Below are 14,897 nucleotides of genomic sequence, written 5' to 3'. Positions count from 1 at the left end.
GATTCTAGGAGAGCGGTCGAGTAGCAGGTGCAACCGTGCTGTGGTTTGTGTAACGGTTGGTAAGACGAATCGAGGGGCATGCGCGCGGACAGGTAGTGCATACCTGATGCGTATGCGGCGGCGGCAATTTTTGCGTGCGCGTGGCGCATGCAATGCATGAGATGCGCGTGCGTGTCATCTGCATTTCATCGGCGTGATGTTGCCGCGGCTGTTGCCGTGGCGTCGCGTCGGGCGAGAGGGTCGCGTGTGGTGGTGTGCGTGAAAGCCTTACACGCGATCGATCAGCGCATCGAGGCGCGGCAGTAACGGCGTCGCGCAATGTGCCTGCAACGCGTCGGGCGCCGTGTAGCCCCACGCGACGCCTTGAAAGGCGATATGTGCACGCCGTGCCGCATCCGCGTCGCGGATTTCGTCGCCGACGTACAGCACTTCGTCGGCGCGCACGCCGGCCTCGCGAACGAGCGCGCGCAGACGGCGCGCCTTGCCGAACAGCGGAATGCCGCATGCGAAATGATCGACGCGCGCGCCGATGCGCGGGCCGAGCCGGTCACGCACGATTTCCTCGGTATTCGACGTGGCGATCGCGATGCGGATGCCGCGGGCGGCGAGCGCGTCGAAGGTTTCGTCGACGCCCGGGAACAACATCACTTGCGCAATGCGCGGCCGCATCAGGCGGCGCATGTCGATCGTCACGCGCGGCACTTTCCACATCGGCACGTCGAGCGCGCGGATGATGTCGCGCGCCGACATGCCGCGCAGCGCCGGGCGCAGATCGGGCGTGGCGTCGCGAAAGCCGTGCAGGCGTGACGCTTCCGACAGCGCGGCGAGAAAACTGTCGAGCGAATCGGCGAGCGTGCCGTCGAAGTCGAATGCGACGAGGCGGTAGGTCATGAGGCAGCGTGGAAGTTTATCGGGCGGGCGACATGGGGCCTACTCGTAGCGATAGCGGCAGGACACGATGCTGATCTGAAGGTTTTGTACGTGTAACCGTGCAAGTGAGGCGCTGCCGGAATAGATATAAAAATATTGTATAGGTCTCGACGCGCGCCTGTTCTTCCGCGGTGCCCTCCCGCACCCTTGTCCCCCACTCGCCAGCGCGGTATCGTCGATGCTCCGCCTTCCGTCCCGACCGGAGAACAGACGTGCCCGCTGCCACCCCCGCCACGCTCAGATTTTCCACCGACAAGCGCGAACTCGACATCGACGCGATCTTCGACTTCCTGCATCGCGACGCGTACTGGTCGCAGGGTATTCCGCGCGACGTCGTCGAGCGGGCGATCGAGGGTTCGTTGTGCTTCGGCGCGTACGTCGGCGACCGGCTCGTCGGGTTCGCGCGGCTCGTCACCGATCATGCGACGTTCGCGTACCTGTGCGACGTGTTCGTGCTGCCGGCCGAACGCGGCAACGGATACGGCCGCGCACTGATCGACCATATATTCGCGCAGGAGATGGTGCAGGGGCTGCGCCGCATCATGCTCGCGACGACCGACGCGCACGATTTGTACCGGCCGGTCGGTTTCGGTCCGCCCGCGAACCCCGAGCGGCTGATGGAGATCCGCCGCCCCGACATCTATACGAAACGCTGATGCGCGGCGCAGCGCATACAATACGCGCTTTCCGTTTTTTGCCGAAGAGAAGCACATCATGACCGAACAGGAAGCCGAACAGCTCGCAACGCACCGCCACTACAAGGGCGGCCTGTACCGCTACATCGGCGTCGCCCGCCATTCCGAAACCGAGGAATCGGTGGTCGTGTACGAGCATCTGTGGCCGCATGCGCGCGGGCTCTGGGTGCGGCCGGAAGCGATGTTCAACGGCAATCTCGAAGACGGCACGCCGCGTTTTCGCAAGCTGCGCGACTGATCCGCGGCCGGCGGCGCATGCGCCGCAGTGTGGGCCGGTTGCGTGAGCGAGCGTACGTGCGTTACGTACCGGCGAGTGCCTTCACCAGCTCCGGGGGTGCATGCCTGACCGTCACCTCCGGCGTGCCGTGCCACGCCGCGAGTTTCTTCACGGCCTTCGCCACGTCGGCCGCGAGCCCGCTGCCGAACCGCACGCCCGGCTCGACATGCACGGCCTTCAGTTCGAACGTGCCGAGCGTGCGATGCGCTTTCGCGTCGACGCGGCCCACCAGCCGGCCGCGATGCAGCACGGGCAGGCAGAAATAGCCGTAGCGCCGCTTGTGCTCCGGCGTATAGCACTCGATCGTGTAGTCGAAACCGAACAGGGTCGATGCGCGCCGGCGATCCCACACGACCGGGTCGAACGGCGACAGCAGCGTCGTGACCGTCGAGCGTAGCGTGTCGTCCGCAGCCGCCGGCAGTAGCGCGTCGAGCGAGCGGTGCACGTAGGCCGGCTCCTTCCAGTCGTCGATCCGCACCGGAATCAGATCGCCGGCCTCGGCGAGCCGCTCGAGTTCCGCGCGGTACGAACGGCGCGGCAGCCGATAGTAGTCGGCCACCCAGTCCGCGCGCACGACGCCGAGCGCGCGACACGTGTAGTCGAGCAGCGCAGGCAGCACGGTATCGCGTGGCGGCAGGTCGCGCGTATCGTCCCAGCCGGGCAGCACGCGTTCGCGCACGTCGTACACGCGCTGGAAATTGCGGCGCTCCGACACCATCAGGTCGCCCGTCGTGAACAGCACTTCGAGGTGACGCTTTTCCGGCTTGCGATCCCACCAGCCGTTGCCCTTCACGCCATCCTCGCGCGCGAAATCGGCCGACCGCACCGGGCCTTCCTCGCGAATCCGCGCAAGCAGCCGTTCGATCTCGGGACGATTCTGCTCGTGCCATTCCGCCGCATATTTCCAGCCCATCCCCGACGGATCGAGCATCTTGTAGCGCATCAGCCCGAACTGCTCGATCGGCAGGAAACATGCTTCGTGCGACCAGTATTCGAACAGGCGCGCCTCGGCGAGATGTTCGTCGAGCCAGTGCGGCGAGAAATCGCCGAGACGGCTGAACAGCACGAGATACGGGCTGCGCGCGACGACGTGGATGGTGTCGATCTGCAACTGCGCCATCCGGCGGATCGTGTCGAGCACGTCGGACTTGGTCGCCTTGCGGCGCGGTGGCGTGAGCAGGCCCTGTGCGGCGAGATGCAGTGCGCGGGCGGAGGCGGGCGAAAGCGTGAGCATCGGAAGGACGGTCGAGAAGGGCGATCGGGAGCCACTTTAGCGCGAAAGCGGCGCGCGCGGGCGACGTGCGGCCGCAACGCGTCTGACAATGGTTGACAGATGCGTTTTGCAAGTTTCCCTATAGTGCAGTTCATGGCGCGACGACAAGTGCGCGCAACGATTCCGCTTCCGACGCACATATGTCCATGGCACGCAGGAAGCGAATCCGGGATTCCCACCCCCATCGGGAGACCCGGAGCCCTGAGCGGACATCCATGCGGCCGTGCACCGGCCCCGTGTGGATGTCCGCTGATTTTTTTTCCGGTTCGTCATCCGCTGCCGCGCGACAGGTCATGTCGCCGCGTCGGCCGCTTATTGCCGCTTGCCGCGCGCGACTTCGTCCCCGGCGCCAGGCGGCAGCCGCCGCGTGATCGGAATCGACGCGAACGAGCACAGCCCGACCACGAGGAACGCGGGCCAGAAATCCGACCACACCATCTCCTGATGGCCCTGGAGCCAGTGCGACACGTGCAGCACGAGGCCGGCCACCGTCACGCCGAGGCCGAGCGACATCTGCTGCACGACGCTGCCGAGGCTCGTCGCGCGGCCTGCGTCGCGCGGCGAGATGTCCGCGTAGATCATCGAATTCAGGCTCGTGAACTGCAGCGCGGGGAAGATGCCGCCGACGAGCACGATCAGCCAGATCGCCCAGGTCGCCATGCCGGGATGGAACACGCCGTACGCGGCGATCGCGAGGCCCGCGAATGCCGCGTTGTAGATCAGCACCGTGCGAAAACCGAAGCGTCGCAGCGTATGCGTGGCGGTCGAGCGGCTGACCGCGCCGCCGAGCGCGGACGCGCACGTGATGAGCCCCGAGTGGAACGCGCTCATGCCGAGCCCTTCCTGAAGCGCGAGCGGCAGCAGGAACGGCACCGCGCCGAGCCCGATGCGGAACAGCGACCCGCCGACGACGCTCGCGTGGTACGTCGGGATCTTCAGGAAACTCAGGTCGAGCACCGGGCGTTCCTTGCGGCGCGCGTACGGCACGTACAGCGCGAGCATCGCGGCGCCGGCCACGCACATGATGATGGCGTTCGAGCGCGACGTGAGCGAACCGTCGATCAGCGTGAGGCCCATCAGCAGCAGCGCGGCGCCGCTCGCCGACAGCAGGAAGCCGAACCAGTCGAGCGGGCCCGGATCGGGCTCGTGCGTGTTCGCGATGTGCTTGCTCGCGAGGTAGATCCCATAGAGGCCGATCGGCACGTTGATGAAGAAGATCATCCGCCAGTGCAGGTAGGTCGTGATGAAGCCGCCGACGAGCGGCCCGAGCGTGGGCCCGAACAGCGCGGGAATCGCGAGATAGTTCATCGCGCGCACGAGATCGGAGCGCGGCACCGCGCGGAAGATGATGATGCGGCCGACCGGCACCATCATCGCGCCGCCGACGCCCTGTATGAAGCGCGCGAACGTGAGCAGGCCGAGGGAGTTGGACGCCGCGCACATCAGCGAGCCGACGACGAAGATGCCGATCGCGGTGCGGAACACGGCGCGTGCGCTGAAGCGGTCGGCGAGCCAGCCGCAGATCGGGATGAACACGCCGAGACCGACCACGTAGGCGGTGATCGCAATGTTCAGGGTGACGGGGTTGTGCCCGAAGTCCCTCGCCATCGCAGGCAATGCGGTGACGATGATGTTCGCGTCGACGCTTTCCATGAACAACGCACAGGCAACGATGAGCGGTGCTAGAAAGACGGGCGACATGGGCTGGGCGCGCGGTAAAGACGCCATTATGCCCACAATGTGACCGTTGCGTCACGTACGACAACAGTTGTTCCGCATGTTGCAACAGTCGTCTTTTCCGGCGGGCGGCGTGGAAAGGACGACTGCGCATGTGCGAGCGATGCGTTGCTCGTGCGTGCCGCATACGCTGCTCGGCGCGACCAACGCAACGTCGCCACAGCAGGGCTCGAGCGCGTTTTCGATGCCGGGCCGGACGTCGACGCAGTGATCGCCGAACGGCGTTTCGCACGGCACGCCGACCGCACTCGTGCTCGAATGCGACGAGCGGGTCGACGTTGGCCCGCTCGTCTCGATTCCTTTGACGGCGTGGCAATGCGTTTCTAAAATATGAGCGCTTGCTCATATTCAAAACTCGCGTCCCGCCATGTCCGAATCGTCGTCGTGCATTCCGCTTTCGCCGCGCAAGGCGCCGCGTCAGCGCCGCTCGGTGGCCACCGTCGACGCCATCATCGAGGCCGCCGCCCGCATTCTCGAACGCGACGGCTTCGACGGCTACACGACGAACGCGGTCGCCGCGCTGGCCGGCGTGAGCATCGGCTCGCTCTACCAATATTTCCCGAACCGCGATGCGCTGACCGCCGCGCTCGTCGAGCGCGAGAGCGCGCATCTGCTCGACGACGTCGATCGGGCGGCCGCGCTGTCGTCCTGCGACGACGTGCTGCGCACGCTGGTGCGGGGGGCCGTCGCGCACCAGATGCGCCGGCCGGCGCTCGCGCGGCTGATCGATTTCGAGGAAGCGCGGTTGCCGCTCGGCGCGCGCACCGCGCGCGTCGCGGACCGCATCCACGCGACCTTGCTGCATGCGCTCGGGTTGCGGGATGCGCCGCGCGTCGCCGCGCCCGACGTCGTCGCGCACGATCTGCTCGCGATCGTGAAAGGCATCGTCGATGCGGCGGGCGCGCGCGGCGAGACCGATGCGGATGCGCTCGAAGCGCGTGCGTGGCGGGCGGTGCGCGGTTATCTCCGGGAGTCGCGCGAATCGAAACTTGCTTGACATGCATGTTTCGTGCGACAGTCGCACCCATTCGCACCACAATCTGACGCGTATCGATCGAAGGCCATCGAGACGAACGCGCGCGCGAACGAGACCTCGTGCCGATCCACTCACCATCGAAAGGAGGGGACACGCCATGACGTCACGTCGTGCCGCACCGCTTGCATCTCGCTTCCCGTCGCGTCAGTCACCGCCCGCGCCGCGTCTGCGCTGGGCTGCCGCACTGGCCATCGCCTATCTCGCCGTCGCCGGTTGCGCCGCGCAGGCCGACAATGCGAACCAGGCCGCCGCGCAAGCGGCCAGCCAGTCCGCGATGCCTGCCACCGCCGCAGCGGCTCCCGCTCCCGCCTCGGGCACGCTGCTGCCGCCGCCGAGCCAGCTCTACGGCGACCTGTTCGTCGCGGTACAGACCGCGCAGCTCTATCCCGACCAGAAGACCTTCGTCGACGCCACGCCCGATACCGATCCCGCGACGATCGTGCAGTTGTATCAGCAACAGAAATCGCAGCCGGGCTTCTCGCTGAAGGCGTTCGTCGACCAGCATTTCACGCCGCCACCGGAAGGCGGCGTGACGCCGCCGCCGAATCAGACGCTGCGCCAGCACATCGACTGGCTGTGGCCGCAACTCACGCGCACGAGCGTCACGGCGCCCCCGTACAGTTCGCTGATTCCCATGCCGAAGCCGTACGTCGTGCCGGGTGGCCGCTTCCGCGAAGGCTACTACTGGGATACCTATTTCACGATGCTGGGGCTGCAGGTGTCGGGGCGCGAGGATCTCGTCGACGACATGCTCGACAACTTCGCATACCTGATCGATACGATCGGGCACATCCCGAACGGCAACCGCACGTACTATGCGAGCCGCTCGCAGCCGCCGTTCTTCGCATACATGGTCACGCTCGCCGCGCAGGCCGAAGGCGACAAGGTCTACCAGAAATACCTGCCGGCGCTGCGCAAGGAGCATGCGTACTGGATGCAGGGCGAAACCACGACGCCGCGCGGGCAGGCGGCGCGCAACGTGGTCGCGATGCCCGACGGCGCCGTGCTGAACCGCTACTGGGATGCGAGCGACACGCCGCGCGACGAGTCGTATCTCGAGGACGTGACCACCGCGAAATCGGTGCCGTCCCGCCCGGCGAACGAGGTGTACCGCGACCTGCGCGCGGGCGCCGAAAGCGGCTGGGACTACAGCTCGCGCTGGTTCGGCGACGGCAAGACGCTCGCGACGATCCGCACGACCTCGATCGTGCCGGTCGACCTGAACAGCCTGATGTTCCATCTCGAGACGACGATCGTGAAGGGCTGCGCGATCACGCGCGACATCGCCTGCGTGGCCGATTTTTCAGGGCGCGCGGCGCGGCGTGCGGCCGCGATCAATCACTACCTGTGGAACCGTCGCGGCTATTACGGCGACTATGACTGGCAGTTGCGCAAGCCGCGCGACGGCGTGACGGCGGCCGCGCTGTATCCGCTGTTCGCGGGCGTCGCGTGGCCGGAGCGCGCGAAGGCGACCGCGCGCGAAGTGCGCAAGACGCTGCTGCAGCCGGGCGGCCTCGCGACGACGACCGAGAACACGGGCCAGCAGTGGGATGCGCCGAACGGCTGGGCGCCGCTGCAGTGGATCGCGATCGACGGGCTGCGCCGTTATGGCGAACCGGCGCTCGCGAAGGACATCGGCACGCGTTTCCTGTCCGACGTGAAGCACGTGTACGCGACCGAAGGCAAGCTCGTCGAGAAGTACGTGGTCGAGGGCGCCGGTACTGGCGGTGGCGGGGGCGGCGAATATCCGTTGCAGGACGGCTTCGGCTGGACCAACGGCGTCACGCTGAAGCTGCTGGGGCTGTACGGCGAGTAATGCGCTGCGAGTAACGCACCGCGAGTAACGCGCGGGGCGGGCCGTGTGCCCGCACGGCAAGCAACCGCACGGGCCGGAACGTCGCGCAAGCGGCTGTCCGGCCCGTGTTTTCATGCGGCTTGCGTCAGAACGTGATCGTCGTGCGCACGCCGACCACCGTTTCGTCGCCGATGCGCGCGCCGGCCGCGTTCGGGATGCCGCCGCCCGGGCGGAAGAAGTGCTGCAGGTCGGCCTGCACTTGCCACCACGGAGCGACCTGGTACTGGTAGGTCGCTTCGATGACCGTCTCCGCGCGGCGCACCGGATAGCCGGGCGTCGTGTACACGCCGGTGTCGCCGTCGAGGCCGCGCGCATGCGAGCCGATCTTCGCGTAGCCGATCGCGATGCCGGCGACGTCGTCGTCGCGTCCGACGAACGGCGCCTTCAGCGTCACGCCGGCGTTGGCGGCGAAATCGACGATGTTGCGATCGCCCGGCGAGCCCATCACGCGCGCGAACACGCCGACCGAGCGCCGGCTGCCGGCGGACGGCCGCCACACCATCTGATCCGCGACCGCATAGAAGCCGTAGTTGCCGCGATGCGTGGCCGGGGTGCCGTTGCTCGCGGGATCGGCGAGCGACAACCCGTCGGTGCCGTAGCGCGGATCGTTCGCGTGCTGCGAGTGATACCAGAAGCCGAGTTTGTACGTGCCGGGCAGGCCGGCCGGCTGCGGTGCCTTCGGATCGGCGGACGGCGCGTTCAGCGCGTACTGCACTTCGCCGATCACGAATGCGCCGCTGCGCAGGTTGAAGTTGGTGCCATGTGCGTTCAGCACCTGCGCGTCGCCATCGGTGCGGCCGGCCGGATTGCCGTCGAACACGCCGATCATCGCGGTCCACGCGTCGGCCGGTTTCACGCGCAGCCGCACGCCGAGCGACGACAGCGGATATGCGGGGCCGCCGGACGGCAGGTCGGTGGACGGCAGCACGGGCCAGCCGAACGTCGCGTTCATGAACGTCGCCGCGTTCTGGCTCACCATGAATTCCTGGTCGACGCTCTGCTGGCCGACTCTCACGTCGACCTTGCCGTCGAGCAGCGACTGCTGGTACCAGAGTTCCCACAGGCGCGTGGTCGAATTGGCCTCGATGCCGGTCGCGGTCTGCAACGTCTGCAGGTAGCGCTGCGTGAGGTTGGTGCCGTGGATCTGCAGCCCCGACACGTTGAACGTGCCGCCCGGCAGGCCGATCGCCTTGCCGGAATCGACGGTGAAACCGAACTGCGTGAGCCCCTGGTACGCGCCGCCCCGATTCGTGCCGCCGGAGGTGTTGTACAGGTACTCGCTGGTTTCCTGCAGGCTCAGCGTGACGCCGTGCTCGTCGAGCACGTCACGCAGGCCGCCCATGTTGCCGAGCAGGTTCGAGCGCTCCCAAAGGCCGGTGGGAGCGGGCGCGGCAGCATCGGCGGCCTGATGTGTGGGGGCGGCGTCGCTCGCGCCGGCCGTCGGTTCGGCGGCGGGAGACGCTGCTTGCGCGAATGCGGAGGTGGCGGCGAGCGACAGCAGCAGCGTGGCGAGCGCTTCGGCGCGAAGGACGGGTGAGAGCAGGTTCTTCATTTGGGTTCCGTTGGCAGTTTGATTAGTTAAGCTGAAGAAACAGGAACGTGATGCGGGGCGCATGACGAGACGGCCCGCACGGAGAAGGGCTTACGGCAGCCAGCCGCCGACGCGCCACACCTGCGCGAAGCCGACGCGGGGCGCGACCGAGCACAGCAGCGCGGCGAGCGCGACCGCGGCTGCCGTCGCGGCGATCAGCACGCAATCGAGCGGGCGCGGCGCCGCCGGCACATGGGCGAGGGCCACGCCGCGCCAGTGGCTGAATGCCCGGGCGAACGGCGAGAGGCCGGAAAACGCGCGATTGCGCGTGACGTGCACGATGCGCTTGAGTCTGACCGCGAACGATTGAAAGAACATGACGCTGCCTCCATTCCGTCCGGCGAACGCCGGACGACGTGATCGAGCGCGGGTGCTTGACGCGGCCTGCGATCGGAGGATGGAACATGGCGGAGCGTGCGACTGACGAACCGGCGATGGCCGGCCCGGGTGGAGGCGCGCTAACCCGACGAGTGCGAGCTAGCGGCAAAAGACATGTGTCTGGCTGCTATCTCGCGATGGCTTGGCCGGCCTGAACCGGCATCGAACTGCAACTAGAGCATGTGTCCACGGAGGGGACTCCCGTGATGAATTGGGGCGGATTGTAGTCGCGACTTTTGCTGCGGCGCAAGTAAAAACCGCACGAAGGATGCGCAGTGTCGTGCGCGCGTCGCAACGGAGCGGGGCCGCCGCGCGGCCGCCCGGCGAGGGCGAAAAGGATGCGCGGCAGGGCGCCGGGCCGTTGCTGGCACGCATCGGCGCGGGGTTGCCGTCCTGACGGTGCTGAAAGGTTTCGGAACGTTATATCAAGGGCAAATCTTTCAGTCGCGTCAGGCGGCAAATTTATTTCGAAAAATGGGGTTTCGAGGGGTTGACTTCACTTTCGGGCGATCCATAGAATCCGCCATCTTCACTCTTGGGGCCGCCGCCTTGGACGCCTGCAGTAGTCGATCTTCGAACGAAATTTCCGCCTGAGCGACCGACGTCCGCGCCTCATCGAAGCCGCCGTTTGTCCCTCAGGCAAACGGTGCGCGCAGCAGTCATTCCGCAGCAACCCCCTACGTGCACCCTGATTCGCGCCGGTTAGCGTGATGCGTTTTCGCATGCGTTGCCCGGTTTCACCGCCGCCCGGCAGGCGGCCGCGTTCGCGCATGCGTTCTTCGGGCGCGCGAATGCCGGCCCGCACGCCGGACGGCGGTCAACCGTGTTCCCCGGAACACCGCACAGGAGCCGCCATGAACGACAGTGACAGTTGTCCCTTATGCCCGTTGCATACGCAGACCCATTTGAACCCGGGTCGCGGGGACAATCCGGCCGACTAGCCTGACACGTCGTTCAGGCCCCGGACTGGCCCCGCGCCCAAGACGCGGCCGGCACGCCTGCCGTCGCCGCACGGAGCCAGACCATGAACTTCGGCCTTCTGCTGTCGAACCTTCCGCACGTCACGGAATCGCGCCACCACTACGACGCGATGCTGACGCTCGACGCTCGTCCGCGGGTGTTCTCCCGCCTGCTGAACCGGCTGAAATCGTTGATCCACTGAGAAGACACGCCGAGCGCGCCTCGGCATGCGCACGCGCGGCCACCCGCGGGCCGGCGCCGCGTGCGCATTCCAAGGTCACACGCTTATCGAATAACCCTTAGCCGTACGGAATTCATCATGTCCACGCCCTCCAACGTCTCTCCACCGATCGCGGTCGATCGCAGCGCCGTGCTCGACGAAGCCCATTTGGGCGACATCCGCGGTGCGCTCGGCACGATCGCCCACCACGACACCGGCGCGCGCGGCACGTGGTGGGCGCGCCTGCGCACGCTGCTCGCGATCATCGGCCCCGGCCTGATCGTGATGGTCGGCGACAACGACGCCGGCGCGTTCGGCACCTATACGCAGGCCGGCCAGAACTACGGCACGACGCTGTTGTGGACCCTGCTGCTGCTCGTGCCCGTGCTGTACGTGAACCAGGAAATGGTGCTGCGCCTCGGTGCGGTCACGGGCGTCGGCCATGCGCGCCTGATCTTCGAACGCTTCGGCAAGTTCTGGGGCGCGTTCAGCGTGATCGACCTGTTTCTGCTCAATGCGCTGACCATCGTCACCGAGTTCATCGGCATCACGTTCGTGCTGGATTTCTTCGGATTGCCGAAGGTGGCCGGCGTGTGCGTCGCCGCCGCGCTGACGATGGCCGCGGTCAGTACCGGCGATTTCCGGCGCTTCGAGCGGTTCGCGATCGGGCTGTGCGTGCTGAGCCTGCTGCTCGTGCCGGTGCTCGTCTCGATCCACCCGCCCGTCGCGCAGATGACACGCGATTTCCTCGTGCCGAACTGGCCCGCGCATACGAAGCTGTCCGACGTGATGCTGCTCGTGATCGGCATCGTCGGCACGACGGTCGCGCCATGGCAATTGTTCTTTCAGCAGAGCTACGTGATCGACAAGCGCATCACGCCGCGCTTCATGAAATATGAAAAGGTCGACTTGTGGATCGGCATCGCGTTCGTGCTGGTGGGCGCGGTCGCGATGATCGGCTTCAGCTCGGCATTGTTCGGCGGCCATCCGGAAGCCGGCAACTTCACCGACGCGGGCGGCGTCATCGCGGGCCTCGAGAAGTATGCCGGCCGCACGAGTGCCACGCTGTTCGCGGTCGCGCTGCTCGACGCGTGCATCATCGGCGCGGCGGCCGTGTCGTTGTCGACCGCGTACGCGATCGGCGACGTGTTCAAGATCCGTCACTCGCTGCACCGCGGCGTGACCGACGCGAAGGGCTTCTATCTCGTCTATTTCGGCATCGTCGCGGCCGCGGCCACGCTCGTGCTGATCCCGGGCAGCCCGCTCGGGCTGCTGACCGAAGCCGTGCAGACGCTGGCCGGCGTGCTGCTGCCGAGCGCGACGGTGTTCCTGCTCGTGCTGTGCAACGACCGCCAGGTGCTGGGGCCCTGGGTCAACTCGACGAAGCTCAACGTGTTCACGGGCGCGGTGATCTGGGTGCTGGTGCTGCTGTCGATCATCCTGACCGCGTCGGTGATGTATCCGGACATCAGCGGGGAAGCGATCGTCGACGTGCTGGTGGGCGGCACCGTGCTCGCCATCGCCGGCTATCTCGCGACGGTGCTGATTCGCCGCAACAAGCGCGTCGTGGAGCCGGCGGTCGATCGTTCGCTGCGCGACACGTGGCGCATGCCGCCGCTCGACACGCTCGAGCCGCAGAACATGACGCTCGCGACGCGGATCTGGATGGCCGTGCTGCGCGGCTATCTGGTGATCGCGGTCGGCCTCGTGATCGTGAAGGTCGTCCAGATGACGCTGCTGAAGTAATGCAGCCCGTCTGACAGGAGGCGGCGCCGGACCCGGCGCCGCGCCGCAACACACACATGCCGGCCCGCGAGGCCGGCATGTGCGTTTTTACGCGCTCGTTTCGGGGCGCGCCCGTGCTCAGATCAGCTCGAGCTTCGACGTCAGGTACGTGAGCTGAATCCGGTTCGCGACGCCGAAGCGCTTGCGCAGCTTGCGCAGGTGATAGTCGACGTTGTGCGCGCTGGTGTCGAGGCGCCGGCCGATCTCCTTGTCGGACGCACCTTCGGCGATGCCGAGCAGCAGTTCCTGCTCGAACGGCGTGAGCCCGTTGACCGCGCGCTCGCGCGACGTCGAGATCAGTTGCGGCGACGCGAACTTGTGCACCGACAGCCCGATCGACAACGCCTGCTCGATCGTCGCCGGCGTGATCCATTCGCGCGTGCGGCGCGGTGCGGTGAAGCTCATGAACGCGTGCAGCCGCGTGCCCGGCACGGCCATCGAATACATGATGCCGCTGCACATTCCGTCGTCCTGCATCGTCTGCAGGAAGCCGTCGAGCGCGGCCGGGCTCACGCACGGCGCATCGTCGCGCTCGCGGTGTTCGCGGCGCAATTGCTGCAGATCCCACACGATCGGCATGTTGCACACGCGCGCGCCGAGCGTGCGCGGATCGACGTCGTGATGGTTGTGCCGCACGTAGTCGCCGCGATAGGCGGCCGGCGTGAACGCTTCATGCAGGTAGAGACTTTCGACGCGCTCGCGCGTGAATTCGAGTGCGAAGTACGCGAACGTCGAGAAGCCCGTCAGATGCAGCAGGCTCGTGACGATCCGGTTGCGCTCGGCCGTGCTCTGCGCGTTGGCGAGCGTATCGGCGACGCCGAGCTTCGGCGCGTGCGGCTGCGCGACGTCGCCGCGTTTCACGTCGTCGCACCAGACGACCTGCACGGTGCGCTCGCGCAGCGCGTCCGCGCTTGCGTTCAATCCGCGCGACGAGCGGGACAAGGTGGTTGGGGCGACCGCTTCTTCATGCAATGCAATATCGGACATGAGCCATCCCTCGGAATCGACGCGCATCGCCTGGCGGCGGCCGTATGGTGTACGGCATTCGCGGCGGTGCGACCGAGCATCGTTGTGATATGCGTCGATCGTCATCCCTGACGAAACGCGGGGGCATTGTACAAAAATGCCGCTCTGCGCGTAATATGCCGTAATACTAATGGCGGCGAAAGGTTCATATTCGCACGCATATAACGACGACCAGAAAATCATAAAGAAAAGACCAGATCGTGACGGGGCGCAGTTTCACATATTGGGAAAGGGCGGGCTCCTCATGACATATGCTGACGGCGCACCACGCGTCGAGTGGTTCTCACAAGCCGATATAGCGGCCGCTGCCGCTTATTCGAACGAATATCAAGCAATCGATCGTGACATTTTTACCGGTATCCAGATAACGGCCGGTAAAACCGACCTTGCGTCATTCGATTTCGCGCAATGCCATGCGCGATTGCGGCAAATCGGATTCAGTACACTCGGTTACGGCGCGTACGAAATGATCGGGCGGCGCATTCTGCGCGCGCATCTGCTGCGCGACCTCGCACCGGCGACGTTCATGCAGCCGTTCATCGAAGGGATGCTGTACGAAAGCGACCCGCGTTTCGCGCAAGTGCAGCAGAGCGGCTTCCCGGTCGCGTGGCGGCTCGACGAGATCGAGGCGGCCGCGCACGGCAGCGGCGACCGCAAGGTGCTGGCGCTCGCCGGCCATCTGCGCGCGCATGCGATGAACAGCGGCGTGATCTTCAGCCTGTCGGCGCCGCGCCTCGACCTGCGCGTCGCGGTGAACGTGACGTCGGAAACGCACGGCATCGATTGGATCGACGATCGTGTGATCGGCGGTGCGCTGTCGGTCAGTCTTGCCGTGCATCGCGTCGCGCTGCCGTTCCTCGAGGCGCGCGTCGCGCGCATGCGCGGCTTCGCGCTCGGCGACGAGCAGCAGCAGGTGCTCGACCGGCTCGTTCACGGTCTGTCCGACCAGGAAATCGCGAGCGCGCTGCGTACGTCGCTGCACAAGGTCGGGCACCACATCCGCTCCCTCGAAAAGCTCTTCAACGTACAGAACCGCGCGCAGCTCGCTTACCTCGCCGCGCGGCGGCTGCCGTCCTGACCTGACGCCTGCCGCAGGCGCGCGCCGGCCCCCCGGCGCGCGATGGAAGCGGTTCC

The 14,897-nt window shown here is 66.6% G+C and carries 13 protein-coding genes; 7 read left to right on the top strand and 6 right to left on the bottom strand.

From position 1 onward, the window contains the following. Positions 1-267: 267 nt before the first annotated feature. A complete protein-coding gene (locus tag C4B30_RS04415) occupies positions 268-891 on the bottom strand; it encodes an HAD hydrolase-like protein (RefSeq protein ID WP_089502089.1) in 624 nt (207 codons plus the stop codon). A 251-nt stretch (positions 892-1,142) separates the two neighbouring features. On the opposite strand from C4B30_RS04415, the gene C4B30_RS04410 reads away from it, so the two are divergent. Beyond that, positions 1,143-1,586: a GNAT family N-acetyltransferase gene (locus tag C4B30_RS04410; protein ID WP_027781134.1), complete on the top strand. Its 444-nt coding sequence runs from the start codon at positions 1,143-1,145 to the stop codon at positions 1,584-1,586. Positions 1,587-1,644: 58 nt separating this feature from the next. Continuing rightward, entirely contained in the window at positions 1,645-1,863 is a 219-nt protein-coding gene (locus C4B30_RS04405) for a DUF1653 domain-containing protein (RefSeq protein WP_006480837.1), read from the top strand. A 61-nt stretch (positions 1,864-1,924) separates the two neighbouring features. Here the strand turns inward: C4B30_RS04405 and C4B30_RS04400 are convergent, their stop codons facing one another. Further along, positions 1,925-3,136 carry a winged helix-turn-helix domain-containing protein gene (locus C4B30_RS04400; RefSeq protein WP_105131862.1) on the bottom strand — a complete coding sequence of 404 codons (1,212 nt, stop codon included), beginning with the start codon at positions 3,134-3,136 and terminating at the stop codon, positions 1,925-1,927. A gap of 351 nt (positions 3,137-3,487) precedes the next feature. After that, a complete protein-coding gene (locus tag C4B30_RS04395; RefSeq protein ID WP_027781132.1) occupies positions 3,488-4,876 on the bottom strand; it encodes an MFS transporter in 1,389 nt (462 codons plus the stop codon). Positions 4,877-5,279: 403 nt separating this feature from the next. Between C4B30_RS04395 and C4B30_RS04385 the strand changes: the two genes are divergently transcribed. Together C4B30_RS04385 and treA are read left to right on the top strand one after the other, a co-directional pair. Beyond that, positions 5,280-5,909 (top strand): TetR/AcrR family transcriptional regulator, encoded by a 630-nt coding sequence (locus C4B30_RS04385; protein WP_105131861.1) that lies wholly within the window; start codon positions 5,280-5,282, stop codon positions 5,907-5,909. Between the two features lie 136 nt (positions 5,910-6,045). Continuing rightward, positions 6,046-7,764: an alpha,alpha-trehalase TreA gene (treA, locus tag C4B30_RS04380; protein ID WP_105131860.1), complete on the top strand. Its 1,719-nt coding sequence runs from the start codon at positions 6,046-6,048 to the stop codon at positions 7,762-7,764. Between the two features lie 124 nt (positions 7,765-7,888). On the opposite strand, the gene C4B30_RS04375 is transcribed toward treA, so the two are convergent. After that, on the bottom strand, positions 7,889-9,355 hold the full coding sequence (locus tag C4B30_RS04375; RefSeq protein ID WP_105131859.1) for a carbohydrate porin: 1,467 nt from the start codon (positions 9,353-9,355) through the stop codon (positions 7,889-7,891). Between the two features lie 90 nt (positions 9,356-9,445). After that, a complete protein-coding gene (locus C4B30_RS04370) occupies positions 9,446-9,712 on the bottom strand; it encodes a hypothetical protein (RefSeq protein WP_089502083.1) in 267 nt (88 codons plus the stop codon). Between the two features lie 1,084 nt (positions 9,713-10,796). Between C4B30_RS04370 and C4B30_RS35580 the strand changes: the two genes are divergently transcribed. Both C4B30_RS35580 and C4B30_RS04365 read left to right on the top strand, forming a co-directional pair. Then, complete coding sequence (locus C4B30_RS35580; protein WP_179235128.1) at positions 10,797-10,934, top strand: hypothetical protein; 138 nt, start codon at positions 10,797-10,799, stop codon at positions 10,932-10,934. 117 nt (positions 10,935-11,051) lie between these two features. After that, positions 11,052-12,698, top strand: coding sequence for an Nramp family divalent metal transporter (locus C4B30_RS04365; RefSeq protein ID WP_027781127.1), 1,647 nt, complete (start codon positions 11,052-11,054; stop codon positions 12,696-12,698). A gap of 117 nt (positions 12,699-12,815) precedes the next feature. On the opposite strand, the gene C4B30_RS04360 is transcribed toward C4B30_RS04365, so the two are convergent. Continuing rightward, the gene (locus C4B30_RS04360; RefSeq protein ID WP_105131937.1) at positions 12,816-13,724 is read right to left on the bottom strand and encodes a helix-turn-helix transcriptional regulator; all 909 of its coding nucleotides are present in this window, start codon (positions 13,722-13,724) and stop codon (positions 12,816-12,818) included. A gap of 283 nt (positions 13,725-14,007) precedes the next feature. Here C4B30_RS04360 and C4B30_RS04355 point away from each other — a divergent pair, with 283 nt between their 5' ends. Next, the gene (locus C4B30_RS04355) at positions 14,008-14,841 is read left to right on the top strand and encodes a helix-turn-helix transcriptional regulator (RefSeq protein ID WP_105131858.1); all 834 of its coding nucleotides are present in this window, start codon (positions 14,008-14,010) and stop codon (positions 14,839-14,841) included. Positions 14,842-14,897: the final 56 nt, after the last annotated feature.

This window comes from Burkholderia sp. BE12 (assembly GCF_002959955.1).
Classification (GTDB): domain Bacteria; phylum Pseudomonadota; class Gammaproteobacteria; order Burkholderiales; family Burkholderiaceae; genus Burkholderia.
This window is presented reverse-complemented; position numbering and strand designations above follow the sequence as displayed.

Bases quoted from the DNA above. Each gene is read 5' to 3' on its own strand.
- C4B30_RS04385 (WP_105131861.1), top strand. From the start codon at position 5,280: ATGTCCGAATCGTCGTCGTGCATTCCGCTTTCGCCGCGCAAGGCGCCG.
- C4B30_RS35580 (WP_179235128.1), top strand. From the start codon at position 10,797: ATGAACTTCGGCCTTCTGCTGTCGAACCTTCCGCACGTCACGGAATCG.
- C4B30_RS04370 (WP_089502083.1), bottom strand. From the start codon at position 9,712: ATGTTCTTTCAATCGTTCGCGGTCAGACTCAAGCGCATCGTGCACGTC.
- treA (WP_105131860.1), top strand. From the start codon at position 6,046: ATGACGTCACGTCGTGCCGCACCGCTTGCATCTCGCTTCCCGTCGCGT.
- C4B30_RS04360 (WP_105131937.1), bottom strand. From the start codon at position 13,724: ATGTCCGATATTGCATTGCATGAAGAAGCGGTCGCCCCAACCACCTTG.
- C4B30_RS04395 (WP_027781132.1), bottom strand. From the start codon at position 4,876: ATGTCGCCCGTCTTTCTAGCACCGCTCATCGTTGCCTGTGCGTTGTTC.
- C4B30_RS04415 (WP_089502089.1), bottom strand. From the start codon at position 891: ATGACCTACCGCCTCGTCGCATTCGACTTCGACGGCACGCTCGCCGAT.
- C4B30_RS04400 (WP_105131862.1), bottom strand. From the start codon at position 3,136: ATGCTCACGCTTTCGCCCGCCTCCGCCCGCGCACTGCATCTCGCCGCA.
- C4B30_RS04355 (WP_105131858.1), top strand. From the start codon at position 14,008: ATGACATATGCTGACGGCGCACCACGCGTCGAGTGGTTCTCACAAGCC.
- C4B30_RS04405 (WP_006480837.1), top strand. From the start codon at position 1,645: ATGACCGAACAGGAAGCCGAACAGCTCGCAACGCACCGCCACTACAAG.
- C4B30_RS04365 (WP_027781127.1), top strand. From the start codon at position 11,052: ATGTCCACGCCCTCCAACGTCTCTCCACCGATCGCGGTCGATCGCAGC.
- C4B30_RS04375 (WP_105131859.1), bottom strand. From the start codon at position 9,355: ATGAAGAACCTGCTCTCACCCGTCCTTCGCGCCGAAGCGCTCGCCACG.